Raw genomic sequence first — 21,728 nt, forward strand, 5'->3', positions numbered from 1 at the left:
TCTCGCCGCCGACACCGGGCTGGCCATCACGGTGTGCCACCTGCCGCCCGGCACGAGCAAGTGGAACAAAATCGAGCACGGCCTGTTCTCCTATATCTCGATGAACTGGCGAGGCAGACCGTTGACCAGTCACGAGGTCATCGTGAACACCATCGCCGCCACCACGACGCGGACGGGCTTACGTGTCCACGCTGAACTCGACCAGAACGAGTACCCGCTCGGCGTGAAGATCCCTGACCAGCAGATGAAGGCCCTCGAGGCCGACGGGATCCTCGCCCGCCACGACTGGCACCCAGAATGGAACTACACGCTCAACTCGACACGCCCAAGTTAATATTCAGCGAGCCCTTAGCCTCCCGTCGGTGCGCTCTGCTGTTCCGCCGAGCAGTCTCGCCATCGCCGCGCGCAGCTTCGTCTCGGAGTTGGTGGTGTCAGACATCCGTGAACCTCCGAGTGATCTTCTGAACTGATGCGAGCTCTCCCTCGAGTTGCTCACGATTGCGGGTCGCCATCTTCCGATCTCGAAGCTTCGCAAGCAAGTCGCGTTCCTCGGCGATCCAGACCGGCGCGTGCTCATCGGTGATGACGGAGTTTCCGCAGGTAGTTGGTTGGCATCTGTTCGGCATCACCCCCTGAGCGGCTGCTTCGGCCGGCAGCCCTTTGAGGCATGCCGCCTGTTCGGGGATGCCCAGGCAGTGGTTCACTGTGCCCCAGCGCAGCGTATTGAACTGATCCCGAAGGAGCGCCCGCAGAGTGCGCTGGTCTCCAATCTTCACTATCGTGCTGGCCTCGACTTCACCGAGGCGATCGCGGAAGCGTTGTGCGCCTGCACCTGCCAGCGGGAGCTCTTGGGCATTCGCCCCGGACCACATGCCGACGAGCCGTGAGGCGACCGCTTCTTGTAACTCGTGTTCGAACTCGGCGGCCCATTCCGGCGTCTCGCTCGCATACCCGGACGTTGTGCCGTTAGCGACGGCGCGGCGTGCCGCATGCTTGAGCTGAATGCCGAGCGCGATCTCGCCGTCTGGCTGCTGCGCCGTGATGATGGCCATGGTTCGCCGGAACATGTGCGGGGCGAGGTGGAACGCCGGGATTGGCTCGAGCCCCGCGTCTGGACCTAGCGCGTTGAGTTGGATGATGAACTTCTTCAGCTCATCGTGACGGTCGAACCGCGTCAGGTGACCTTCCTTCTCGTGGTTGCGCCGACTCGATCCGAAGAGGTCTTCGCCGAGTGCGAGCTGCTCTGCGACCGCAATGGCTTGCGCTACCGGTTCGATGATCCACCAGTTGCGCCGGTGGGTCCCGCGTCGACCCTTTCGCAGTTGAGACGTGACAGCGGGAGCGCCGTAGGACGTGGTGAGCGCGCCCTTCTTGATGCTCAGCAGTTCGGAATCGCGCATCATCGTGAGCGCAGCGCAAAAGACGTAGCACGCGTTGCGGAGGATCTTCTTCTGCTCGCGGATCGTCGCTGGGTCGAATCCGTCGATCCATGGGCCAAGGCCGCCGTCGGCACGCGTGACGTCGGTCGGCTTGGTTGATAGACCCCCGGCCGTCGTATGGATGGCTCCGCCTGCAATTGCACGAGTGACCTGCTCACGGCGGCACAGCACTACCTGCGACTGAAGGTCCGCGAACATGGCGTGGCTGTGGCCGTCAGTGGCAAGGAGGGAGAGCAAGGTCCAGTGGATCTCGCCTTTTCGGAACCGTCCGTATGTCAACCGGTGCACCGGAACTACGGTGTCGCTTGAGCTAAGCCAGCGCTTCAGCGCGGCGTCGGGGTCGTTTACTCGTCGGCGATCCTTCAGCGGGCGATTGAGTGCAGACCACTCAGCTGCGGCTGCAAGAATGTCGTGAGAGAACACGTCAATGTATTGCCAGCACGCACGCAGAAGTGGCCACCACACGCTTGGCGGTATCACTGGCGTGCTGAGTTCGTTGCCAACGGTTCGTCCGCTCAGTGCCTTGGTCGTTTGGCCGCCCCACGGGCGGAACGAGAGGCCACCTCCAGTGAGGACAGAATCGAAGTCGTGCAGGGCCCGGATTGCGTCGACCGCCGACACTGTCGCAGAGATCGCGTCCTGCGACCTTGCCCTGACAAGGAACCGGTCGAGATGCGCCTGCTGTAGATCGCGAAGCGGGGTCCCACGGTAGTTCTCCGTGTGCCACATCGCGAAGTTCTTCAGGCCGGCGAGTCTCGAGTGAACCGTCTTGATCGAGACCGGCGTTGATCTCAGATACAGCCCTTGTTTGCGCAGCACCGCGTGCACGGGATTGAGCAATGCGATGGCTAACTCTCGTGCGAGGAGATTCCATCCGCCGTCGAACCCTTCGAAAAGAAGAGATGCAGAATGCCGGCCAGCCGCAGGATTCCATCCCGCTGCACGGAGGTCCCACCGTCGGTTTTCGCCGAACATAGGAACAGGGTGATCATGCTCAAGATACTGATGCTGGAGGACTGGTTCGTTCGCAGCCCAAAAGCTGCTCTGAAATTCTGATGCCGCGAGGGGATGCGTATTCGGCGTCGTGTTCACAGGTGAGTTCCTCGTTGGGTGAGCGGTACATGCACCGTCTGCTGGATGTCGTTGAGCTGGGCCTCAGCTGCATGGATCTCATTGGCCGGGAACTCTTGCAGGATCCGTTCGACGTTCATGAGCTGCTGGCCGTGCACTGCGGCGAACTGTCCAGGAGGCATCTCCTTCTCGTGCCCTCGTAAGATCTCTCGATACGCAAGGACGCGGGGAAGATGATCTGAGAAGACGATCGCGTTCGGGCACGCGAAGCACATCGATGGGCGATGCTCGCATAGCCGACCGGTAGGGCTGAAGGGTGATTCATAGGGAGACGAGCATTGTGCGACGCTCATCGCACGGTCGGTGGTGCTCGACGACAGTTCTTCTGCTGCAGCGCTCGAGAGCGCACCTGACTCATCCGTCGCCACGACGCTCGCTGGTGACTTCACCAAGAGAGGTCCATTGCGCAGCCGGTCGAACACCTGCTCTTGTGCAGCGTTGACGGCAGTCCCTGCGAGGACATGCACCGTCGTCGACTGCGCATAGTGTCGCTGGTAGACAGCGATGCTGTGATCGTCGCCCGCGGCGGAGTCGGCGCTTCGCAAGACCGCAGCTCTGATGCTCTTTACCGTCTTCCGAAGTCGTCGAGCGTCGTGGGGTTGCGAAACCTCGGGTGAGATTGTGGCCAGTAGGGCGCTGAACGGTTGGCGGTGGAATGGGGTTGCGCGAGGTTCGAGGGATCGGCCGATTGTTCGTTGAACAGTGAGAAATAGGGCGTCGCCGCTCGGCGATTTCATCGACGTCGCTTCGCTTCTGGCGTGTTCAGTGACGGCGATGAGGCGTCGGACGAGGTCGCCGGCCTTCCAGCCCTTGTCGGTATCCGTATCCGTAGTTGCGCAGCGAATTGTGCGACTCCGGTGAGCCCGTGCCTTATGAAGACGCACGTGGAGTGCGTCGGAGGAAGGTTTGATGTCTTGGATTGTGACGCCTGACCATTCCTCAGGCGCGGCGCCGGTTTCCAACTGCAGGAGCGTGCGGAATGCAATGAGATCTTGATCCGTCGGATAGAGGTACGACAAGGCGCGGTCCATCGAGCGATAGATGGACGCCCCGCCGCTCCCCTCGCCATCGAGTTCGTTAAGCGTGCCGGATTTGTTGGCCCTAGCGACATCGTCAAAGATCGACGTATCGTCTGTGCGACCGAGCCATCGCACGCCCCACAGAACGTTGGCCGGTCGAACCCATCCGTCGTTGCGGGGATCCTTCCCGCTCAGCAAGAGTTGTCGACCGCGTGACAGTCGTGCTTCGAGCTTCCGGATCCGGTCCCGGCATACATCGCGTATCGCGAGACGTTCGGCATTCGAAAACTCGTCTAGGGGCCTACTCTCGCCGCCCTGGTGAAGAATTGGGCCACGTGCCCAGCGCAGTACCGGCTCGCTCACTTCGCGGCCCCCGGCGACGCGTACCTGGATCAGCCGTCGGATTTGGCGGCCCCGGCTGTACGGGATGTGGCTCTCTGCAGAGTACGACCGGCCGAGCGACGATTCCCACTCGTGGAGCGCTTCGACCACCGAAGCATCCGCTCGTGACAGGGAGGTCGCGCGCGGAACCGAATCGGCGAATTGGCCTAGAAAATTTTCCAGCCCGCGGCGGTAGTGATACATGGTGCCATCGGCGAGCCCAAAGGTCTTCTGCATCTCGACCAGCGCGTCCGCGAGCTCGGCTGCAAGCACAGGATGCCGGTACTCCAGCGGATGTACGGTCGAGTCGACAACGCTGCCTGTGTCTGTGCGAAAGGATACGACGCGGGGCGAGAGGTCGAGATTGTTCATGCGTCACGGCGATCGGAGAGTACGGCCTCGGCGAACGTTACTGCTTCGTCGTTCCAGCTTTCAAATATGTCTTGCACTAGTGCGTCAGTGTCCTCGATGTAGCGGAGATAGATCATCGTCGTGGCCGGGTTGGAGTGCCCAAGTAGGCGCTGCACGGTCAGTCGCGGATTGATTGAGATGTGTTCGGAAAGTGTCGCGGGGCCGATCGAGCCGGCGCGTCTCTCCGCCTCGCGAGCGAGCGCCAGTTCGGTGAGTGCCTTCAGTGTGACGACGGCGAACGTGTGCCTGAGATCGTGTGGCGTGACGCGTGCCCGGCGGCCCCCAAGTTGTTCGGGCGCGAGTTCGATCGTGCGCCGACTCGCGGTTTCGAACGTCGCATGCCAGGCTCGCAGACCGATCGGGAGTCCTCCTCTTCCGAGGAAGAGGCCGAGTGCTTCAAGGCCGTGCTCACGCTCAGTCACCGCGATCCTCCGAAGACGGGGAGGCAGCAGGTGCAGTCGCCAGGTGGAACGCCGGGTGCCAAGGCGGCCTCGGACAACGCCAGCTGTGGAGTCGAGCTCGTCGACGATGAACAGGTCGTGACGTCCCGCCCACAGCGATGCCGCGGAGCGGCGGACGATGGCACGCCGCTCGGTCTGCCGGTAGAGGTCGACGGACCGCAGCGTGGACGCCGGGACGGACACGCGTCGGCGTTTCTGGTACTTGGCGCATGCTTCGAGCAGCACGGAGGCGCCCAAGCCGGATGGCAGCGGCAGCTCAGTATCCAGCAGAGTAGAGAACTCGGACACCCTCATCCCGGTCGTCACAGCGATTTCAGCACCCGCGGTAGACCGCAGCGCGGAGCGGCCACGCCAGCTCGGATCCATCTCGCCGCTGGCCGTTCGTCCCTGGATCCCGACGTTACGAAAGGCTGCCCACTGTGCTCTCGTAAGCGGCCGGATGTCAGGCTCACTGTGCCATGGGCGGCGAAGTGCAGATGAACGACCGACGGTTATCCACGGCTCGCGAGCAATCGCGCCGGTCTGCATCAGAAGGCTGTACACACCGCGGATCACGACCACCTCACGTTGCCAGGTAGCAGGCGAAACGGGCCGCTCAGCGTCGGCCAGGCGCCACTCCCGATAGGCGGTGATGTCGTCTGCGCCTGCGTGGACGACGTCGGTTCCTCGACGTGCGAGGAACGACGCGAATCGGAAGGCGTCGTACCCGTAGCTGCGAACAGTCGACTTCGACGTGGCGCCGCTGACGGCTCTGAAGTAGGTCAGCCACGGCTCGACCGGGCGCCACCGTTCATCGAGCAGGAGCGGCATTCCATCGCCGAGTGTGGCCACTGACTCATATGTCTTCTTGGTCAGATCATCAGCGGCCAGCGTCGACGGCAGGCTGCGGTCAATGAATCGTAGATGCATGGTTCTCCGAGTGGTCGGTACGTGAGTGCGTTGAGACACTGACAGAACATACACATAAGCGCTGCCGGCTGTGGCAACTTTCTGGTGGTCGGGTATCGCCAGATGAGGGCGCTGGATCTCGAAGTACTTCTGCGGATTCAGGAGTTGTCCGGAGAGACGGCACGCACGATGTTCTTCACCGAGGAGCACCTTGCGGTGAGGCTTTCGAGCTTTCACGGGATCGAGCTAGAGGAGTGGCCGGCGCAGATTGCCGCGACGGCTTTGCACCTGGTAGAGCACCAGGCGAATCAGGCGATGGAACTTGCTTTAGGCTCTGCCCCTGATCCGCTGCCGCTCGACAAGATCAAGACGATCATCGTCGGGAACGCGCTGCGCATCGACTGGGCGGAAGTCGTTGAGCCCACCGAGCACCTGTACATCATGGGCAACCCGCCGTTCCTCGGGCACGCGACACGTTCTGTGGAGCAGGCGCAGGAGCTTCGTGACGTCTGGCGTCGGGAGGATATCGGTCGGCTGGATTACGTCACGGGCTGGTATGCGAAAGCGCTCGAGTTGTTCGAGCGTCCGGGGTATGCCGGCGAGTTCGCCTTCGTCTCGACGAACTCGATCGCGCAGGGTGAGCCGGTGCCCGCGCTGTTCGGACCGGTGTTCGCTGCCGGATGGCGTGTGAAGTTCGCCCACCGTACCTTCGCGTGGACGAGTGAGGCACCGGGAGCAGCTGCGGTGCATTGTTCGGTGATCGGCTTCGACCGATCACCGAAGAAGCGTGCACGGCTGTTCGACTACTCGGCCGACCTCAAGGGGGAGCCGATGGAGATCCCCGTGCTGGATCAGCTGAATGGATATCTCGTCGACGGGCCGATAGTGCTCGTTGAGCAGCGACGTACCCCGTTGGGTCAGCTGCCGCCTATGGTGTTCGGCAATATGGCCCGAGACGATGGCAACCTTCTGATCGAACCTGACGAGTATGACGAGGTCATGGCTGATCCGGTGGCTGCGAAGTACGTTCGCCCGTTCGTGGGTGCCCGCCAGCTGATCCATGATGAACCGCGGTGGTGCCTCTGGCTGGTGGACCTCGACCCCAGCGACATCGCCCGCTCTCCGATTTTGCGGCGCCGCCTCGACGCGGTGCGAGCCTTCCGTGCATCATCGAAGGCCGCTTCGACACGGCAGATGGCGGAGACACCGCACCTGTTTGGTCAACGGTCGCAGCCGGACACGCCCTATGTGTGCGTGCCCAGGCATGCGAGTGAGACCCGCATGTTCTTCCCCGTGGGACTGTTCGAGCCCGATGTGATCTGTGGTGATGCCAACTTCAAAGCTGACGATCCGGACGGCCTGGCCTTCGCAGTGATCTCATCCTCAGCGTTCATCACTTGGCAACGCACGATCGGCGGACGCCTCGAGTCACGACTAAGGTTCTCGAACACGTTGTCGTGGAACACCTTCCCGCTGCCGGCGCTCACCGATGCGCAAAGGACAGCGATCATCGCCGGTGGAAAGTCCGTGCTCGCAGCAAGAGCGCTGCATCCAGAACGATCGCTCGCTGACCACTACAACCCGCTCGCCATGTCACCTAATCTGCTGCGAGCGCATCGTGAGCTCGATGCGGCGGTGGATAAGGTTTTCGGGTTGCGGGGGAGTGTTGGTGAGGCTGATCGGTTGCGTGCGTTGTTTGCCAGCTATGCGAAGCTCACGACGGTGGATGAGCTTGTGATGCCGGCGAAGCCTGTGCGTCGGCGTTCGCGTGCTGCTGGGTAGGGTGCGTCGTGGTGGGGTGTCTTGAGTGGTGGCCGTATGCGACGGTGCCGGTCGATGGGGCTGCGGAGATCGATGAGGATGGTGAGAATCAGTCCTGTGCGTGCGGGAATGATTCGTGGACGGAGGATTGGCGGCATGCCGATCGTTTTGGTCGGCTGTCGTTCGCGTCTTCGGGGTCTGATGATTCTGCGGAGTTCGCGGTCTGCCCGGTGTGTGGTCGGGTGTATTCCAATGCGTTGTTGTTCGTGAGGTCGGTTGTGCCGGCGGTGGCGCGGTATGACGTCAGTGGTGCTGAGTTTGTTGCTGCGCTGGCGCGGTATGACCGTGAGGCGTATGGTCCGCCTCTGGGCTGATTTTGCGCATGAGTAAGGGCACCCGCTCGGAGCCAACTCGGTCGCGATTGTCAGATACACAACAGTGTTGGAGGGTCAGCCTCAACCAGAAGGAAGAGATTGCTCAACGGGCGGGTGCCCAGGTCTAATGCTAGCTGGCGTCGTCGATGTCGTCGATCATCGTGGGGTCGAGCAGCTGGGCGCTGATCTTCTCGAGAAGCGCGGCGAGCGCGTCGATTGAGTCGGAGATCTCTTGTGCGGTGGCGGTGCGGTCGGCGGTGAAGTAGTAGTGCCGGTAGCTGTTGCCGTGGGTGTCGGTGATGCCCGGGCCGTCTCCATCGGTGGTGGGTAGTGTGCGGGCGACGGTGGTGACGATGTGGGTTGGGCTGGTGCGGTTGCGGAGGAGGACGGTGTCTCCGGGGTGCAGCTGGGGCCAGGTGGTGAGGTCGTGGGGTGGTGGGTGCTCATTGGCTGATCCGCTCTGGTTGGGGCATTGGTAGGCCTGCGTGGATGTCGGCGCGTAGTGCGGCGCTGCAGTCTTTGCAGTTGGTCTTTTTGGGGTCTGTGTTGGCTGTGCTGTTTTGGCGACCGCAGTAGCCGTGTTGGGGATCGGCGCTGGCGATGCAGATTCGGGATGTGGTTCCTTGGGACATGGCTGTGCTTTCTAGGCTGTGTTCTCGAGTGCGGTGAGCGGTTGCAGGGCGAGGATTCGCTGTGCCTTTGCCGCTTCGATCTCGCGGGGGAGTTCGCCTTTGCGGGCGCCGGAGCGGCCGTAGAGGAGGATCTTCACTCCGGTCTTGGAGACGTTGGCTTCCTCGGCGATTTTGAGCACGGTCATGCCGCTGTCCATCAGCGCGCGGGTGTGGGTGCGGATGGGTTCAGCGGGGACGCGCGGCGGTTGCTCGGCGATGCCGGCCTCGCGACGGCGGCGTCGTTCCTCAGCGAGTGATGCGTCGGAGCAGGAGATCTGGCCGGGGCAGTGCTCCCGGTTCTTGCAGCCGAGTTGATAGCCGTATGCGGTGCCGTGGTACTCGGCAGGGATCTGCTGCTGCTTGCGTTGCTCCATCCACTCGCGGTGATAGTTCCTGCCGGCCTCGATGCACTCAGGGCGATCGCAGCCGCGTGCCCTGCAGGCGTTGGTGCCATGTGGCCGCAGCTGGCGGGGCTTAGATGGCTTGGAGGGTCGGAGTGCGCGCGGCTTAGCGGGCGGTGCCGGCCGGCTGTTGGTGCTCGCTTCGAGTTCAGCGGTGACGGCCTGATGGCGTTCGGTCGCTTCCTGCAGCGCACGTTCGATCGCGCCACCTACCGACAGGCCGGTGCTCGATGCGATGGTCGCGGTTGCGAGCCGTTTGACGGCTGCTGCCAGCTGCTGGCGGAGGTCCACTCTGGTCGATCGCCAGCGAGCGAGCTCGTCGATGTGCCGATCGAGCTCGACTTCATAGGCGTCGAGATCCCGCAGGCGCTGTGCGAGCTTGTCGCCGCTGAGAGTGGTGTTGTTGCGTGCGTGGGTGAGCCAGGTGTAGCCGGGGTGCGTTCGCGGTGCGGGTGGCGGCGTGGCGGCGGGGGCTCGGTCTGCCTGGGACTGCGCTGCGGGTGGCGGTGTCTTGGGCGTGCGGGGGTGTTTGGTGGCTGCCGGCTTGCGCTTCTTTGGGGGTGCGGTTGCAGTTGTGGTGCGGTCGTGTTGGCGCGCGCGGGTGCGTGCGGCGGCGTCCTGTTCGAGGATCTCGGTGAGGGACATGCCGGCGTCGAGGCGGCGGGCGAAGGTGAAGTCACCGACGTAGCGGGTATACACGGTGCGGCAGGGGATGACGGCGGGGCAGGCGGCTGTGCGGCAGCCTTTGCGGTGGCCGGTTGGTGTGCCGTGGGGGAAGCTGTCGTCGAGCAGGTCGAGGGTGGACATTGTGGGGTCTTCCTCTCAGTGCGGATCGAGCTCGAGTAGGAGTCCGAGCGCGTTGGCGATCGCGCGAAGCCGGTAGCCGCGGCGTCCCTGCTCGACATGGCCGAAAATGTTGATGAACTCAAACTCGAGCTCGTCGCCTGCCTCCTCGACGTAGGTGATGGTGTGGATGTCGGCGGCGTCGAGATACTGCCAGCCGTAGGAGTGTTGCCAGCCGAACGGTTCGGCGGGGTTGTCGATGCGTGACTGAATCCAGCGGACGATGATGGCACCGAGGGGGCCGTCAGAGTTGGCGCGGGGCGAGTGCGGGTCGTTCGGGATCATGGCGTCGATTTTGCGGACGCCGTAGCTGTCGACGTTCTCGATGGTGTCGGTGTCGATGTCGGCGAACAGGTCGGAGTAGTTCGTGCCGTTCTCGTCGATCGCCCTGAGGATGCGGGGTGGGATGGTCATGATGCTGTCTCTTCCTGGGTCGTGTCTGACGAGGTCAGTGTGTTGGGGTGCAGCTGGTCAGGGCACTGCGCAGGGCAGTGATGTCGTCGGGAGCGAGCGTGAGGTCGTAGGCGTGGGCGACCTGCACGTAGCGGGTTGCGTAGTCGCATGGGCCGTGCGGGGGCATCCAGCTGCTGGGTGTGCGATCGCCCTTGGTCTGGTTCGCGGTGGTGACCTGCAGGTTGCGGGGATCGTTGGCGAACTGCAGCCGGGTGTCGTCGCTCCATTGGGCGGCGCCGGTGTACCAGGCGGCGGCGAGGGGGATGACGTGGTCGACCTGCACGGGCTGGTAGCCCTTGCTGACGCGGGTGAAGGTGATCGTCTCGCCGGTGTATGGATCGTTGAGGGTGCCGGTGAGGGCGACGCAATCGTGGGTGCCGGCCTTGAAGGTGAGGTCGATGAGATCGCGGCGCAGCATGTCGTTGCGGGTGTCGCAGCCGTTGCGGTCGACGTCGGCCCATCGTTGGCCGAAGAGATCTCGGTCGTACTTGGTGTAGGTCATGTCGGTGGCGGCGGGGATCTCCTCGAGCAGTGCGAGGGCCGGCGTTGCAGCTGCTGCGGCAGCGTCGTCGGCGGGCGGCGGCGATGCAGGTGGGGTGGCGCCGATCGGTGCAGGCAGCGCTGGTGCGGGGTGTGCGGCGTTGCCGTTGTCGTTGGTCGCGAAGGTGAGCGCCAGCAGCAGGGCTGCGACGACGGCGACGCCGCTGCCGGCGGCTTTTCCTACGGTTCGGTTGAGCTTCATGATGGACCTCCGGTTTCATTGCATATAGGCCGCGATTTCGTGCCTTCGCGGACGAATCTGGGTGGACGGCCGCGAACCGGGGCGCAGGGCCTGCCGGTTCGCGGCCGCGGCTCACTCGGCCAGCTGCTCGTCGTCGACGAGGTCTTCGGCGAGGATGTTGACGGCGCGCAGTACGTTGGTGGCGGTGCTGCGGATCAGGTCGACATCAGCGCCAGCCCATCCGGCGACGTAGCCGATGGAGTAGTCGCTGGTGTCCAGTCCGAGCAGCGCGGCGACGACGTAGGCGGTCGATTCGGCCTCGGTCTCGCGGATGCCGCGGTGGCCGGACTCCCCTTCGATCTCGTCGACGTGGAGGATCGCGTGTGCGGCCTCGTGGATCATCGTCTTCGCGCGCTGCGCGGGAGACATCTTCGCGTCGACGCGGATCTGCCGGGTGCTGGGGGTGGTGTACCCGTTGAGGCCATCGCGGGCGATGTCCTCGAGCTCGACATCCCAGCCGCGGCCGCGCATGAATGCGGCGGTGCGCTCGAAGATCTCTGTCTCATCCTCGCCGACCAGGTGGCGGGTGATCTCCACCGGCTCCACTGCGTCCTCATCGGCATCCGTCTGGCTGATGTCGAACACGGACAGCACGGGGTAGTAGGCGCGGCGGCTGGTGATCTCTTCGCCGCTCTCTTCGTCGACGTCGACGGTCTTCTTCGTGGAGTATCCGAAGATCTTGATCGACTTCTCGCCGCGGCGAACGTGTCGGCCGAGCTTCTCCCACTGGCGGTATCCGAGAACGCGGGTCGCGTCCGGGCGCTGAGCGAAGATCAGCCACGAGTTGTTCATGCTGAGGGTGCGGAAGTTCGCGGTGAACCGCAGCCACGCGATCCAGTTCTCGCCCTGCGCGAGCTCGGCGACCTGAGCGGTCAGCTGGTCGTGCAGCGCCTTCGCCTGCTCGCGCCGCTGCTCGGGGGTCCGGGTCCGGGTCCGGGTGGTGGTCGTGCTCATGATGCCCTCCAAAGGCTTGTTGTGTATCTGACATACATAACAATACTCAGGACTGAGCGACTGTCAAGCCCAATCTGCGAATAGGGGAGAAGTGCCCGCTGAGGCAGACGAGATCAGCGCACCGCGGGGCGGTGGGCGCTGGGTGAGAGGAGGGGGTGCTATCCGGCGAGGCTGCGGATGGTGCCTGCGAGCTCGTCGTCGATGTCGACGAACTCGGAGCTCTTGAACCCGACAACCACGGCGTTGCCGACGATCGGGCGGCGTGCGATCAGCGACGCCAGTCGGTTGAGTGGCAGCTGCTGGATCAGCCCCTCTTCGTTGGCGATCAGGTCGTGGTTGCCGTCGATATCGACCGTCTCGATATAGCCGCCGACTGCGCGCTGGTAGTCCTCGAGGCCGGTGAAGGTGGCGTCGGTCACCTGTCCGCCCGTGGTGATCAGCAGTCCGTTGGTGTTGCTCATGATGTCCTCCGTGTGTTGATGTTGTGTATCTGACATAGATAACAATACACACGGGTACAGGTGCCCACAACCCCCGGGATGAAGAATCTGGGTGAGGGCGAGCTACAGCAGTTGTAACTATCAGTGATACAGTTGCAACATGACGATGAACGCGATCGCTGAGCTCGGGAAGCTCGCACAGATGCAGTCGGGCCTGGTGACGACTCGACAGGCAGCGGCCATCGGCGTGCAACGCATGCAGATGTCGCGCATGAGTGCGGCCGGCGTGCTCGAGCGGATCACTCACGGCGTGTACCGCATGGCCGGTGCCCCGGAACCTGAGCACGAAGAGATCCTCGCTGCGTGGCTGTCCGTGAGCGATGGTGCCAGGACAGCGGATGAGTCCGCGGTGGTCGTGGCCGGCACTGCGGCCGCGCGCCTGCATGGTCTCGGAGATCTCTGGGTCGACGTGATCGACCTGGTGTGCGCCCGTCGACGAACCAGCCGGAATCCTCGAGTGCGGATGCGCATGCTGCAGCTGCAGCCGCGAGAGATCACCCTCATCGATGGCGTGCCGGCGATGACTCCGATGCGCACGATCGCAGATCTCGTCGAGCAGTGGACTGACCTCTCGCTGGTCGCGGACGCCCTGAGCGATGCCAGCTCCCGGGGGATGGTCGATCTCAGCGAGCTCGCGATCCACCTGGAACCGCTCGCCGCTCGCGACGGGATGCCGGACGGGGAAACCTTCGCGGCGCAGCTGGCAGCTGACGCGGGTCTGGGCGTGCCGGCATGAGCGAAGAATCTCCCTACGGCAGCTGGCAGGGAATCGAGCAAGCCATCAAGTCGGCAGCCAAAACAACCGGCGGCGACGTCGGCGCGCAGATCGCCCGGGCACGGTTTGACCGATTCCTCAGCCGTGTCTTCGCGGATGGGGATTCGTCCGGGTGGATGCTCAAGGGTGGGCTCAGCGTCCTGGCTCGCGTGCCGGACGCTCGACACACTCAGGACGTCGATCTCAACGCTTCGCAGGCCACGCTGGACGCCGCGGTCGAGGATCTGCGCACTCGCGTGCAGCGTGACTACGGCGATCACCTGAGCTTCGAGCTGCTCTCGACGAAAGACACCGGACAGGGAGAAACGCAGCCCGATGTGCAGACTCGGCAGGTGACCTTCGCCTGCTTCGCTGGCAGCGCCGGCGCTCGCAAACGCTTCGGTGAGGTCAAGGTCGACCTGGTCGTCGGCCCACCGCCCACTGGCGTCGTCGAGGTCATCGATCCCGCATCACGCCTACATCTGGCGCGACCGCTGCCGTCCTCTTCTTACCGGCTGTTTCCGCTGGTCGACCAGATCGCCGAGAAGGTGTGTGCGACCATGTCGCGGGCATACTCGGGAGGTCGACCCAGCAGCCGTGTGAAAGACCTCGTCGACCTGGTCGTCATCGCCCGAACGCAGAATGTTCCGCTGCGCCCGCTGCAGCTGGCGATCGCCACGCAGCAGATCCACTCACGCCTCGAGCCCTTCGAGAAGCTGGTCATCCCCGATGGCTGGGAGAAGCGCTACCAGGTGCTCGCTGCAGCTACGCCACCTGCTGCCGCGGTTCCCACCGTCGATCAAGCAAGCGAGCTCATGGGGAACTTCCTCACGCCGGCACTCGCTCCCGGCCGCGCTGCAGACGACGTCGCCTGGCAGCCGGAGCGAGGCTGGGGCGATGCCTCGAGCACGGTGACATCGGGCGCGAGCGCCGAGTCAGTGGTGTCTGAAGGGGATGTGTGGGTGAAGCCGCATATGCGTTCGGGTGCTCCGATTGCTGGTCACTGGCGGTCGCGTAGGGGGTGAGTGGGGCTGTACGGTTACGTCGCTCTCAAGATGTCGCATCTTGCGCGCTAGATAACGTCTAGTTATAGTTGTCGCATCTTCAAATGAAGATGTCTCTTAGATGTTAGGAGTTCATCGTGATCGTTGTGAATGTGAACCGGAGTTATGCGCAGACGCTCTCGGGTGAGCTCACGCTGCAGGAAGCGACTGAGGGGGATTGGTACGGCATCAATGACGCCGCGGTTGCCCAGTATGGGGACGTTCTTGTGGGCGTGTGGAACAACCGTGTGGTGTCTGTTTACGACATCGTCGGTCACGTCCGTGTCGATGAGGGAACGCGGGTTCGGTTCCAGGTGCAGGACTCGGCTGAGTTCGGATATCTGGTTGGCCAGCCGTCGCCGGTCGGGCCGTGGAAGGCCGGTCAGGCGCGCCCGATCGTGTACGTAGACACCGATGTGGTGCGTCACGGTGATGCGCCGCAGGTGGAGGTCGGTGATGCCAAGCGCGCGGTGGTTCGCGGCTACGTTCTCAGTGTCGATGACACCGGGGTGGCGACGATCATTCCGCCGGCGGGTGGCAGCGTACTGGTCTCGCCGGCATCTCAGGGTGCGTCTGTCAGCTGAGATCGGATCGGTAGCTGTGGTGGCGGTGCTGGTCGAGATCCGGGCCGTCGAACGCGGGTGGGATCTCGACGGCTGCTCGTTCTGCTGAGTGGTCGTCGAGGCGGTTGCAGGAGGGGCAGCGGAAGCCACGGGGATCGTCGCGCATGACGACTCCACAGGTGGGGCAGTGCGGTTGAACGAAACCATCGACGATGGACATTGCGGCGCTCTCTTTCGTCGTTGTTAGAGGAGCGCCGGGCTGACGTTGACGCACTTCTGTTCTGCGTAGGGGCGTTGGGAGATCGGCAGCCATCCGGCCTCGGTACTCTGACGGAGCCGGGTGTTTCCGTCGTCGTCGAGGGTAGTCATGTGAGGGCCCGCGTTCGTCCAGCAGTTCTGGGCGCGGGTCTCGTTCCAGAGCGCCAGGCGTGCATCGCGGGGCAAGCTTGAGCGGTGCGCCCACCAGGCGCGTTTCTCCCCGAAGGGGCCGAACTGGTGCCCCTCGCTATGGGCAATCGCGTCGTGCACAGCGCGGAAGACGTCGTTGGCGATCATGGGCTGCGTGGTGCCATCGTGCATGGTCACGGTGACTTCTCTGGCCATCGGGTGATCGGTCGGCAGCGCGCCTTCGGTGTCCTGGGAGACCTCGGTGCGGAAGTAGAACAGGTGCTTGTTGTTGCGGAGGTCGGCGAGCATCGCTGCTGAGTTCGAGTAGGGCTGTTCCTGGTCGCCGTGCCAGGGCTCGAAGCGGTAGCCGGCGGCAGTGAGCATGTCCCACTGCGCAGCGATGTGCTGACGGAAGTAGCGGTAGGAGCGAACCACCCGAGGGTGAGTGGGCTCGTGCGGTGCGGCCTCGTAGGCGCGGGCCGCAGCGATGTCGTCAGCTGCGGTCAGGTTGGGCATGCGCTCCCGGACGGGGAAGCCGTGATCGGCTGCGTAGTTCTGTCTCAGGCTCTGGATCTCTTTGATCGGCGTGTGCTCGAGGTAGGCGTCCGTCTTCTCGACGAACTCGACGTGAGCTCGGGCGGTGGTGGGATTGCCGAGGATGATCGCGAGCGCACGCTTGGTGTCCGGAGTGAGAGGGGAGTCGGCGGTCTCGGCGATCTCGAGTCTGCCGTTGTAGGTGCGACCGCCGGCGACGCCAGCCGTACGCATTGCGGTGACGATGCTGTCAGTGTCGCGGTCGCCAGCATCGAAGGAGTAGACGGTGTCGGGACCGGCGGCGTTGTAGAAGCCGGCCATGATGCTGTCTTGGTTGTAGCGGCCGGCGAGTTCCCCGGCCCAGGCCTTGATGTCGTCGAAGCTGTCAGCGCGGACGACGTAGGCGCTGGCGGGTTCGATGTCGCTCATCCACACGCCTTGTGCGGCGTTGGCGTCGATGATCGCCACACCGTGGCGCTCTGCGGTCGCGTGCAACGTTTCGTCGAACTCGATCCACTCATCGGTGTCGTAGTAGCTGGGGCGTGAGCTCATCCGCATAAGCTCATCCGATTCGGGTCGGAACGGTGTCGCCCCGATGAAGGCCTCAATCCGCTTGGCGGCATCCTCGTCGCGTTGACTCGCTCGAGCGCGGCGGCGAGCTTCGGGGGTCTGCCCGGGGCATCGGCGGCCACCGTGGTCGATATCGTCGCACATGTCTCAGCGAGCGGTTATCTGCTCGGTCCACTCGGCCGTCCCGAGTCGCTCGATCTCTGCCTTCACCCAGGTCTGTCGGGCAGTCATCCGCTTGCGGACGGCGCGCCCGATGACGAGGGCATAGAACGCGACGGCGCAGATCCGCATCGCCCAATCGAAGACAGGCGCACCGCGGTCGTAGTCGAAGCCAGGCCAGGTCCAGATCATCGTAGAGCCCACGACGAGGGTGGCGCCCACGGTCGCGACCCACAGGTGGAAGCGGCCGGTCTTCGAGAAGTCGGGTGGCTCCGGAGCGGTGATCATCAACGACGCGACTAACGCAAGGAACAGCAGCAGTCCGATGCGGAGGGGTGGGCTATCCCAGAGGGCACCCCGCAATGTCTCCCCTACGCCGGCGAAGATATCGCCCACCCGGGTGGTGACGACGACCGCGATCGTGAGGGCGATGGAGCGAGAAGCGTGAAGGCTCCGTCAGGGTCCGCCCAAAAGCCATATCCCTCGGGGTGAACGATGCTCTTGAACCGTTGGAAGCTCATGGCTGCGACTCCGCATCTTCTGGGACTGAGGCAGCGGGGACCAGCATGACGAGTCCCGTCCCCTCGGGGGGCTGCTGTGCGGGGAACTCAGGGTCGGTGTCTTCGGGGTCGGGCGGTGTCTGTTGCGTCAACGTGAGGAGGATCGCGAGCTCGTCGGCGTTGAGGCCACGAACCGCCTCGACGTCGTCAAGGCTGATCTGTTTCTCTCCGATGGTGTAGGTGCGGGCCATCATGTAGTCCTTCGTCTTGGTGTTCCTTGCTCCATATAAGCCGGTGATGCGGTGGTTCGCGGACGAGAGATCTGGAAGAGGCGGGGGCGGCGGTGTCAGGGTCGCCGCCCCCGCGGGCAGCGGGCCGGTTGGAGGACATTGGTGGCTTCGGCTGCCTGGGGACGGGCATGCGGCGAGCGCGGCGGCTCGTCAGTGAGTGTTGTGGTGCCCGTCGTGCCGAGACGTGCCGTGTGGTTGGTCTCGGGGTCTGAGGTTCGGGTCGGATCTCTCGCTGTTGTGTTGTGGGGTGGTCAGAGTGCGGGGAGCGTGTCAGGGGGTCTGGTGGTCTGCGGCGAGCGCGTCGATCTCGTCGATGATTTGTTGCCAGGTGAAGATCGCTCGGGTGCGTCCGGCGTGGTGATGTGTGCCCAGGGTGTGGGGGTGCTCATTTCGTGGCGGCGTTGGCCGTATACGGTGACGGGGGTGTTTCGGTGCTCCCAGGTGGTGGTGTGTCCGGGCCTGGTGTTGGTGATTGCCTCGAGGAGTTCGCTGATCGCGGCTGCGTTGGTGGTGGTCATGATCGCTCGTTCCTCTCGTGTGTTGGGGCTTCTGTGGGTTCGCCCCAGGTGCCATCGGGGTTCAGGTCTGGCTTGCCTGCGTCGATCCAGCGGGAGACGGTCGCCCAGTCGACGTGGTGGGGGTACTGGCTGGTGGTGCGAGGCATGATGTTGACCTTACGTGCGGGTGGGGACGTGTTCGGCGTGTGGTGGGGCCGGCGCTGTGGCCGGTCCTAATGGGCTGTCAGCCGGTTAGCTGTGCGTGGCCGTTGGGGTTGGTTGCTTTGAGCATGCGGGTGAGGGTGCGCGCGGTGCGCGCCCATTTGTGGATGCCGAGGGCGGGCAGGATTAGCAGCGGGGCTGCGGCGAGCGCGGAGGGCCAGGACAGCAGTCCGAAGATGGCGGTGATGACGGCTGCGGCGAGCGCGTGCCATCCGATCATGGCGCGTGCGTGGTGGCGGCTGCGGATGGCTTTTTGGTTGATGTCGGCGAGGTTGCTGACGGGGGTGTTGTTGATGCGGTGTCGGCAGATCTCGAGTGCGATCAGGGCGGTGAGCCAGATCAGCAGCAGGCCGGGTGCGGCGGTCGCCAGTAGGTCGAGGCCGGTGAGGGTGGTGGTGTTGGTCATGATGTCTCCGATGTGTTGTGTACCTGACATACATAACAATACATGGGGGGTCGGACATTGGCAAGTCGGCAGCAGATCACAGGGAATGCGGCGAGCGCCCCGCCGGAATCAACCGGCGGGGCGCTCGCGCTGGGGGCTAGCGTCCGAGCAGTTCGTATGCGTCGGTGGCGCTGGTGACGATCTGCGCGTCGTATTCGCGGATCAGGCGGTGGCATCCGGCGGATGCGGCGGACGTGATTGGGCCGGGGACAGCGCCGAGGGTGCGCCCGAGGGTGGTGACGTGCCCTGCCGTGTTGAGCGAACCGCTACGCCATCCGGCTTCGACGATGACTGTCGCGGCGCTGGTGGCCGCGATCAGGCGGTTGCGACCGAGGAAGCGCCAGCGGGTGGGGGCGGAACCCGGCGCGAGCTCGCTGGCGACGACTCCGTTCGCGGCGATCCGGTCGATCAGGTTGCTGTGCCCGATCGGGTAGGGGCGGTCGATGCCACCGGCGAGCCACGCGATCGTGGTGCCGCCTGCGGCGAGCGCGGCGCGGTGGGCGGATCCGTCGATGCCGTAGGCCGCGCCGCTGACGATGATGATGTCGCGTGCGGCGAGGTCGCTGGCGAACTCGTGTGCCACGTTCTCGCCGTAGCTGGTGGCCGCGCGTGCGCCGGTGAGGGCGAGCCGGTCGGTGTTCGGGCGGGTGAGGTTTGTGAGGTCGCCGCGTGCCCAGATGGCGTGCGGGGCGTTCTCGCCGAGGTCGCGCAGTCCGGGAATGGTGTTCGGGTCGATCAGGGTGATCGAGTTGTTCTTCGCCGTGGCGAGCGCGTCGGTGAGGTAGCTCTTGGTGAGGCGGGGGAGCCAGCGGTTGGCTGCCTCGTCTGCGGTGCGATCGCCGATGCCTTGGAGCTCGGTGAGGGCGCGGATCAGGGTGGTGCGTCCGCTGGTGATTGCGGTGAGTGCGGCGGCGTGGCCGAGGGTCTGTGTGAAAGCGCCGGCTATGGCGTCGCTCGGCTCGGCGATGATCGACCAGGCGGCGCGTGCCTCGAGGTCGGTGGCGGTGGTGAGGGTGGTGGTCATGGTGTCCTCCAATGAACAAGTGTTGTGTATCTGACATACATAACAATACACGGGCGGTCAGACTGTTGCAACCCCCAATTTCGGGCAGCATCGATCTGCGGCGAGCGCAGCCCGGCGGCGAGCGCAGCCCTGCTGCGAGCGCGCGCGGTAGCCCGCCCCCGCTCGGGAGTGGGTCGCTGTCGCGTGCGGCTAGGTGGTGAGCCGGTAGGCGAACGAGCAGTTGCCGAACTCAGTGGCGGCGGCGACGGCTTCCTCTTCGGTGGCGTAGTGGCCGAGGATGCGGGTGACGAAGCAGTCGAGGGCTACCCAGGGGAGATCTGTGGTGGCCTCGGTGCGTGCCGGGGTGGTGTCGGTGCTCATGGTGTCCTCCGTAGTGTTGTGTATCTGACATAGATAACACTACGCAGGAGGTCGGACATTGGCAAGCTGCGAGCGCGATCCAGTCTGCGCCCTGCGCTCAGCGCCCGCCGGGTGTTCGGCGGGCGCTGAGTGAGTTAGTGCGGCTCGGTGAGAGCGAGGGTGTCGATGATGGTGATGCGTCGTGCGCGGGTGCGGTGACGGTGCTGGTGAGTGCGTAGCCGTTCCTGCCGTAGCCAGTGAGGTCATCGAGGCGGTAGGCGAGGTTGCGGGCGTTGATTGGCTCACGCTCCTCGGTGCTGTAGAGGCGGGTGGTGATGGTGGTGAAGTGCGTGCACATGGTGCCCTCCGTGGTGTTGTGTATCTGACATAGATAACACTACAGATGGGGTCGGACATTGGTGAGAGCGAGAGCGAACCGGCGCGAGATCGCGCACCCGGCGAGCGCGGTGCCGGGTGCGCGTCGGTCGCGATCAGGGCGCGGGCGGCTCAGTGCGACATCGGGTGCAGACCTCGGTGCGGGTGTGCTTCGGGTCGGCGAGATCGAGGATCGTCACGACGTAACCGGTCGCGTCTTGGTCACCGCATTCGGCGCATGTCAGCGAGCCAGCAGCGGCGAGCGCGGCAGCGGTGGTGTCGGTGCTCATGGGGTGCCCTTTCCGTGGCGGTGGGTTGCCCTGACCGGGGCGGGGTGTGCCCCGGTCAGGGTGTGGGGTTAGACCCGCTCGGTGCTGATGATCGACACGTCGAAGCCCTCGTGACCGTTGTCGCGGTAGGCGGCGATCACGTCGTCGAAGTCGATGCCGTCGCGGGCGTTCTCGTCTGCGTCGTCTTCGGTGGTGGCGCTGGTGGAGTAGTTGACGCGGATGGTCACGGTGACCTCGGCCTCAACCTCCCAGTCGCGGTTTCGGGGTGTGCCGTTCATGGCCTCGGCGAGCCGGTCGTACTCCTGGCAGAAGTCGGCGTGATCGGCGATGCGTCCGGCCTTGTCCCAGAAGTCCAGCAGTCGGGCATCTGCGCCATCGGTGATCTGCTCGGTGCGCAGCTGGTGGATGGTCTGATCGCGGGTGGCGATCTGTGCGCGTGCGTCGGCCAGTTCGGCCTGAGCGCGTGCCAGTTCGCCTGCGAACGCGCCTCGGCGGTCGGTGACAGCCGGGGTGCCGGGGAAGGTCAGTGTGCCCTCCTCGATGCCGGTGGCCGGTGCGGTGGTGGTGATGTCAGTCATGATGTCCTCCTAGAACGTGTTGTGTATCTGACATAGATAACAATACGAGGGGGGTCGGACATTGGCATGATGAGTGCCGCGCGAGGGTATCCGCCGGGGTGACGGATGCCCTCGCGCGCGGTTCAGCGGGCGGCGTTGTCGATGCTGTCAGCAAGCCATCCAGCGGCGTTGCACAGGTGGTGCGCGGCCTCGATCTCGTCGTCGTTGCTGTCGCCTTCGGCGGCGGCATTGAGAGTGTCGATGCCCTCGCGCACGTCGGCTACCTGCACGGCGAGCGTGGCCAGCGCTGCGCGCGCGGCCTTGGCCATGAGAGCGCGCACGGTGTGCGCGTCGATGGGTTGCATCGTCAGGATGAGAGTGAAGGTCTCCCAGTCCGCGTATCCGGCGGCGATCACGGCATCCGCGATCTGATGCGCAGACTCGGGTGCGGTGCGGGTGAGGATCGAGTCAGGTGCGGACGGGCCTCGGAATGCACCCGGTGCATCGTGGCGCTCGGGGTCGCCATCGAACAGCGGCGGGCCGTCGTTCAGATTGACGCGCACCCATCCGGCACCCTCAGCGGTGTCGATCTGCACGACAGGCGCGCCGTCAGCTGCGCCCTGGTAGGTGGTCACGGTGATGCCCTCCGCGGGCGTGAGCTCAACAGTCATGATGTCCTCCGTGAGGTCAGGCCGCGCCCTCCCAGAGCGG

25 protein-coding genes and 1 pseudogene are annotated in these 21,728 nt (G+C 64.5%); 5 read left to right on the forward strand and 21 right to left on the reverse strand.

Features of this window, described 5'->3' with window-relative positions; translation table 11 throughout:
* Positions 1–316: pseudogene (locus tag DC31_RS15865) on the forward strand (ISAzo13-like element transposase-related protein); the annotation flags it as partial.
* A 115-nt stretch (positions 317–431) separates the two neighbouring features.
* On the opposite strand, the gene DC31_RS15870 reads toward DC31_RS15865, so the two are convergent.
* The 3 genes from DC31_RS15870 to DC31_RS15880 all read right to left on the reverse strand — a co-directional run bounded on the left by DC31_RS15870 (position 432) and on the right by DC31_RS15880 (position 5,751).
* A complete protein-coding gene (locus tag DC31_RS15870) occupies positions 432–2,414 on the reverse strand; it encodes a hypothetical protein (RefSeq protein WP_152545461.1) in 1,983 nt (660 codons plus the stop codon).
* 113 nt (positions 2,415–2,527) lie between these two features.
* On the reverse strand, positions 2,528–4,342 hold the full coding sequence (locus DC31_RS15875) for a hypothetical protein (RefSeq protein ID WP_036281902.1): 1,815 nt from the start codon (positions 4,340–4,342) through the stop codon (positions 2,528–2,530).
* On the reverse strand, positions 4,339–5,751 hold the full coding sequence (locus DC31_RS15880) for a tyrosine-type recombinase/integrase (RefSeq protein ID WP_081813922.1): 1,413 nt from the start codon (positions 5,749–5,751) through the stop codon (positions 4,339–4,341). Before DC31_RS15880 ends, DC31_RS15875 begins: the two co-directional genes overlap by 4 nt.
* Positions 5,752–5,805: 54 nt before the next feature.
* Here DC31_RS15880 and DC31_RS15885 point away from each other — a divergent pair, with 54 nt between their 5' ends.
* On the forward strand, positions 5,806–7,512 hold the full coding sequence (locus DC31_RS15885; protein ID WP_327036890.1) for a DNA methyltransferase: 1,707 nt from the start codon (positions 5,806–5,808) through the stop codon (positions 7,510–7,512).
* 996 nt (positions 7,513–8,508) lie between these two features.
* Here DC31_RS15885 and DC31_RS15890 read toward each other — a convergent pair.
* The 5 genes from DC31_RS15890 to DC31_RS15910 all read right to left on the reverse strand — a co-directional run bounded on the left by DC31_RS15890 (position 8,509) and on the right by DC31_RS15910 (position 12,429).
* Positions 8,509–9,744 carry a hypothetical protein gene (locus DC31_RS15890; RefSeq protein ID WP_036281904.1) on the reverse strand — a complete coding sequence of 412 codons (1,236 nt, stop codon included), beginning with the start codon at positions 9,742–9,744 and terminating at the stop codon, positions 8,509–8,511.
* Positions 9,745–9,759: 15 nt separating this feature from the next.
* On the reverse strand, positions 9,760–10,194 hold the full coding sequence (locus DC31_RS15895) for a hypothetical protein (protein ID WP_036281907.1): 435 nt from the start codon (positions 10,192–10,194) through the stop codon (positions 9,760–9,762).
* A 34-nt stretch (positions 10,195–10,228) separates the two neighbouring features.
* The gene (locus DC31_RS15900; RefSeq protein WP_036281909.1) at positions 10,229–10,975 is read right to left on the reverse strand and encodes an HNH endonuclease family protein; all 747 of its coding nucleotides are present in this window, start codon (positions 10,973–10,975) and stop codon (positions 10,229–10,231) included.
* Positions 10,976–11,086: 111 nt separating this feature from the next.
* Complete coding sequence (locus DC31_RS15905) at positions 11,087–11,968, reverse strand: ArdC-like ssDNA-binding domain-containing protein (protein WP_036281912.1); 882 nt, start codon at positions 11,966–11,968, stop codon at positions 11,087–11,089.
* A gap of 158 nt (positions 11,969–12,126) precedes the next feature.
* Entirely contained in the window at positions 12,127–12,429 is a 303-nt protein-coding gene (locus tag DC31_RS15910; protein ID WP_036281915.1) for a DUF3846 domain-containing protein, read from the reverse strand.
* A 139-nt stretch (positions 12,430–12,568) separates the two neighbouring features.
* Between DC31_RS15910 and DC31_RS15915 the strand changes: the two genes are divergently transcribed.
* The 3 genes from DC31_RS15915 (at position 12,569) to DC31_RS15925 (ending at position 14,849) form a co-directional block, all read left to right on the forward strand.
* On the forward strand, positions 12,569–13,204 hold the full coding sequence (locus DC31_RS15915) for a type IV toxin-antitoxin system AbiEi family antitoxin domain-containing protein (protein ID WP_036281916.1): 636 nt from the start codon (positions 12,569–12,571) through the stop codon (positions 13,202–13,204).
* Positions 13,201–14,247 carry a nucleotidyl transferase AbiEii/AbiGii toxin family protein gene (locus DC31_RS15920; RefSeq protein ID WP_036281918.1) on the forward strand — a complete coding sequence of 349 codons (1,047 nt, stop codon included), beginning with the start codon at positions 13,201–13,203 and terminating at the stop codon, positions 14,245–14,247. Before DC31_RS15915 ends, DC31_RS15920 begins: the two co-directional genes overlap by 4 nt.
* Before the next feature lie 116 nt (positions 14,248–14,363).
* Positions 14,364–14,849 (forward strand): hypothetical protein, encoded by a 486-nt coding sequence (locus DC31_RS15925; RefSeq protein WP_036281920.1) that lies wholly within the window; start codon positions 14,364–14,366, stop codon positions 14,847–14,849.
* Here the strand turns inward: DC31_RS15925 and DC31_RS15930 are convergent.
* The 13 genes from DC31_RS15930 to DC31_RS15975 all read right to left on the reverse strand — a co-directional run.
* Positions 14,842–14,994 carry a hypothetical protein gene (locus DC31_RS15930; protein WP_200872961.1) on the reverse strand — a complete coding sequence of 51 codons (153 nt, stop codon included), beginning with the start codon at positions 14,992–14,994 and terminating at the stop codon, positions 14,842–14,844. The genes DC31_RS15925 and DC31_RS15930 overlap by 8 nt on opposite strands.
* Positions 14,995–15,071: 77 nt before the next feature.
* Positions 15,072–16,301, reverse strand: a complete 1,230-nt coding sequence (locus DC31_RS15935; protein ID WP_235201569.1) for a hypothetical protein — start codon at positions 16,299–16,301, stop codon at positions 15,072–15,074.
* A gap of 165 nt (positions 16,302–16,466) precedes the next feature.
* Entirely contained in the window at positions 16,467–16,874 is a 408-nt protein-coding gene (locus DC31_RS15940; protein ID WP_036281926.1) for a hypothetical protein, read from the reverse strand.
* A 121-nt stretch (positions 16,875–16,995) separates the two neighbouring features.
* Entirely contained in the window at positions 16,996–17,232 is a 237-nt protein-coding gene (locus DC31_RS15945) for a hypothetical protein (protein ID WP_036281929.1), read from the reverse strand.
* A 287-nt stretch (positions 17,233–17,519) separates the two neighbouring features.
* Entirely contained in the window at positions 17,520–17,786 is a 267-nt protein-coding gene (locus DC31_RS15950; protein ID WP_036281931.1) for a hypothetical protein, read from the reverse strand.
* On the reverse strand, positions 17,783–17,932 hold the full coding sequence (locus tag DC31_RS18535; protein ID WP_160173260.1) for a hypothetical protein: 150 nt from the start codon (positions 17,930–17,932) through the stop codon (positions 17,783–17,785). Before DC31_RS18535 ends, DC31_RS15950 begins: the two co-directional genes overlap by 4 nt.
* A 77-nt stretch (positions 17,933–18,009) precedes the next feature.
* On the reverse strand, positions 18,010–18,393 hold the full coding sequence (locus DC31_RS15955; protein ID WP_036281933.1) for a hypothetical protein: 384 nt from the start codon (positions 18,391–18,393) through the stop codon (positions 18,010–18,012).
* Between the two features lie 136 nt (positions 18,394–18,529).
* Positions 18,530–19,456, reverse strand: coding sequence for a DNA-processing protein DprA (gene dprA, locus DC31_RS15960; protein WP_051607171.1), 927 nt, complete (start codon positions 19,454–19,456; stop codon positions 18,530–18,532).
* Between the two features lie 189 nt (positions 19,457–19,645).
* Positions 19,646–19,816 (reverse strand): hypothetical protein, encoded by a 171-nt coding sequence (locus DC31_RS18540; RefSeq protein WP_160173261.1) that lies wholly within the window; start codon positions 19,814–19,816, stop codon positions 19,646–19,648.
* Between the two features lie 97 nt (positions 19,817–19,913).
* The gene (locus DC31_RS15965; RefSeq protein ID WP_036281935.1) at positions 19,914–20,153 is read right to left on the reverse strand and encodes a hypothetical protein; all 240 of its coding nucleotides are present in this window, start codon (positions 20,151–20,153) and stop codon (positions 19,914–19,916) included.
* A 133-nt stretch (positions 20,154–20,286) separates the two neighbouring features.
* A complete protein-coding gene (locus tag DC31_RS18545) occupies positions 20,287–20,460 on the reverse strand; it encodes a hypothetical protein (RefSeq protein ID WP_160173262.1) in 174 nt (57 codons plus the stop codon).
* Positions 20,461–20,528: 68 nt separating this feature from the next.
* Positions 20,529–21,038 carry a hypothetical protein gene (locus tag DC31_RS15970; RefSeq protein ID WP_036281938.1) on the reverse strand — a complete coding sequence of 170 codons (510 nt, stop codon included), beginning with the start codon at positions 21,036–21,038 and terminating at the stop codon, positions 20,529–20,531.
* A gap of 122 nt (positions 21,039–21,160) precedes the next feature.
* Positions 21,161–21,728, reverse strand: a 568-nt coding sequence (locus tag DC31_RS15975; RefSeq protein ID WP_235201570.1) for a hypothetical protein, incomplete at its 5' end; no start/stop codon positions are given.

The sequence above is a fragment of the Microbacterium sp. CH12i genome (assembly GCF_000685355.1).
Taxonomy (GTDB): domain Bacteria; phylum Actinomycetota; class Actinomycetes; order Actinomycetales; family Microbacteriaceae; genus Microbacterium.

What these genes read in the sequence shown, in the direction of transcription:
- DC31_RS18535 (WP_160173260.1), bottom strand. Translation starts at nt 17,932, where the DNA reads ATGCCTCGCACCACCAGCCAGTACCCCCACCACGTCGACTGGGCGACC.
- DC31_RS15895 (WP_036281907.1), bottom strand. Translation starts at nt 10,194, where the DNA reads ATGACCATCCCACCCCGCATCCTCAGGGCGATCGACGAGAACGGCACG.
- dprA (WP_051607171.1), bottom strand. Translation starts at nt 19,456, where the DNA reads ATGACCACCACCCTCACCACCGCCACCGACCTCGAGGCACGCGCCGCC.
- DC31_RS15950 (WP_036281931.1), bottom strand. Translation starts at nt 17,786, where the DNA reads ATGACCACCACCAACGCAGCCGCGATCAGCGAACTCCTCGAGGCAATC.
- DC31_RS15955 (WP_036281933.1), bottom strand. Translation starts at nt 18,393, where the DNA reads ATGACCAACACCACCACCCTCACCGGCCTCGACCTACTGGCGACCGCC.
- DC31_RS15915 (WP_036281916.1), top strand. Translation starts at nt 12,569, where the DNA reads ATGACGATGAACGCGATCGCTGAGCTCGGGAAGCTCGCACAGATGCAG.
- DC31_RS15910 (WP_036281915.1), bottom strand. Translation starts at nt 12,429, where the DNA reads ATGAGCAACACCAACGGACTGCTGATCACCACGGGCGGACAGGTGACC.
- DC31_RS15930 (WP_200872961.1), bottom strand. Translation starts at nt 14,994, where the DNA reads ATGCGCGACGATCCCCGTGGCTTCCGCTGCCCCTCCTGCAACCGCCTC.
- DC31_RS15920 (WP_036281918.1), top strand. Translation starts at nt 13,201, where the DNA reads ATGAGCGAAGAATCTCCCTACGGCAGCTGGCAGGGAATCGAGCAAGCC.
- DC31_RS15880 (WP_081813922.1), bottom strand. Translation starts at nt 5,751, where the DNA reads ATGCATCTACGATTCATTGACCGCAGCCTGCCGTCGACGCTGGCCGCT.
- DC31_RS15945 (WP_036281929.1), bottom strand. Translation starts at nt 17,232, where the DNA reads ATGATGGCCCGCACCTACACCATCGGAGAGAAACAGATCAGCCTTGAC.
- DC31_RS15970 (WP_036281938.1), bottom strand. Translation starts at nt 21,038, where the DNA reads ATGACTGACATCACCACCACCGCACCGGCCACCGGCATCGAGGAGGGC.
- DC31_RS15890 (WP_036281904.1), bottom strand. Translation starts at nt 9,744, where the DNA reads ATGTCCACCCTCGACCTGCTCGACGACAGCTTCCCCCACGGCACACCA.
- DC31_RS15935 (WP_235201569.1), bottom strand. Translation starts at nt 16,301, where the DNA reads ATGAGCTCACGCCCCAGCTACTACGACACCGATGAGTGGATCGAGTTC.
- DC31_RS18545 (WP_160173262.1), bottom strand. Translation starts at nt 20,460, where the DNA reads ATGAGCACCGACACCACCGCTGCCGCGCTCGCCGCTGCTGGCTCGCTG.
- DC31_RS15900 (WP_036281909.1), bottom strand. Translation starts at nt 10,975, where the DNA reads ATGAAGCTCAACCGAACCGTAGGAAAAGCCGCCGGCAGCGGCGTCGCC.
- DC31_RS18540 (WP_160173261.1), bottom strand. Translation starts at nt 19,816, where the DNA reads ATGAGCACCGACACCACCCCGGCACGCACCGAGGCCACCACAGATCTC.
- DC31_RS15870 (WP_152545461.1), bottom strand. Translation starts at nt 2,414, where the DNA reads ATGTTCGGCGAAAACCGACGGTGGGACCTCCGTGCAGCGGGATGGAAT.
- DC31_RS15875 (WP_036281902.1), bottom strand. Translation starts at nt 4,342, where the DNA reads ATGAACAATCTCGACCTCTCGCCCCGCGTCGTATCCTTTCGCACAGAC.
- DC31_RS15905 (WP_036281912.1), bottom strand. Translation starts at nt 11,968, where the DNA reads ATGAGCACGACCACCACCCGGACCCGGACCCGGACCCCCGAGCAGCGG.
- DC31_RS15965 (WP_036281935.1), bottom strand. Translation starts at nt 20,153, where the DNA reads ATGTGCACGCACTTCACCACCATCACCACCCGCCTCTACAGCACCGAG.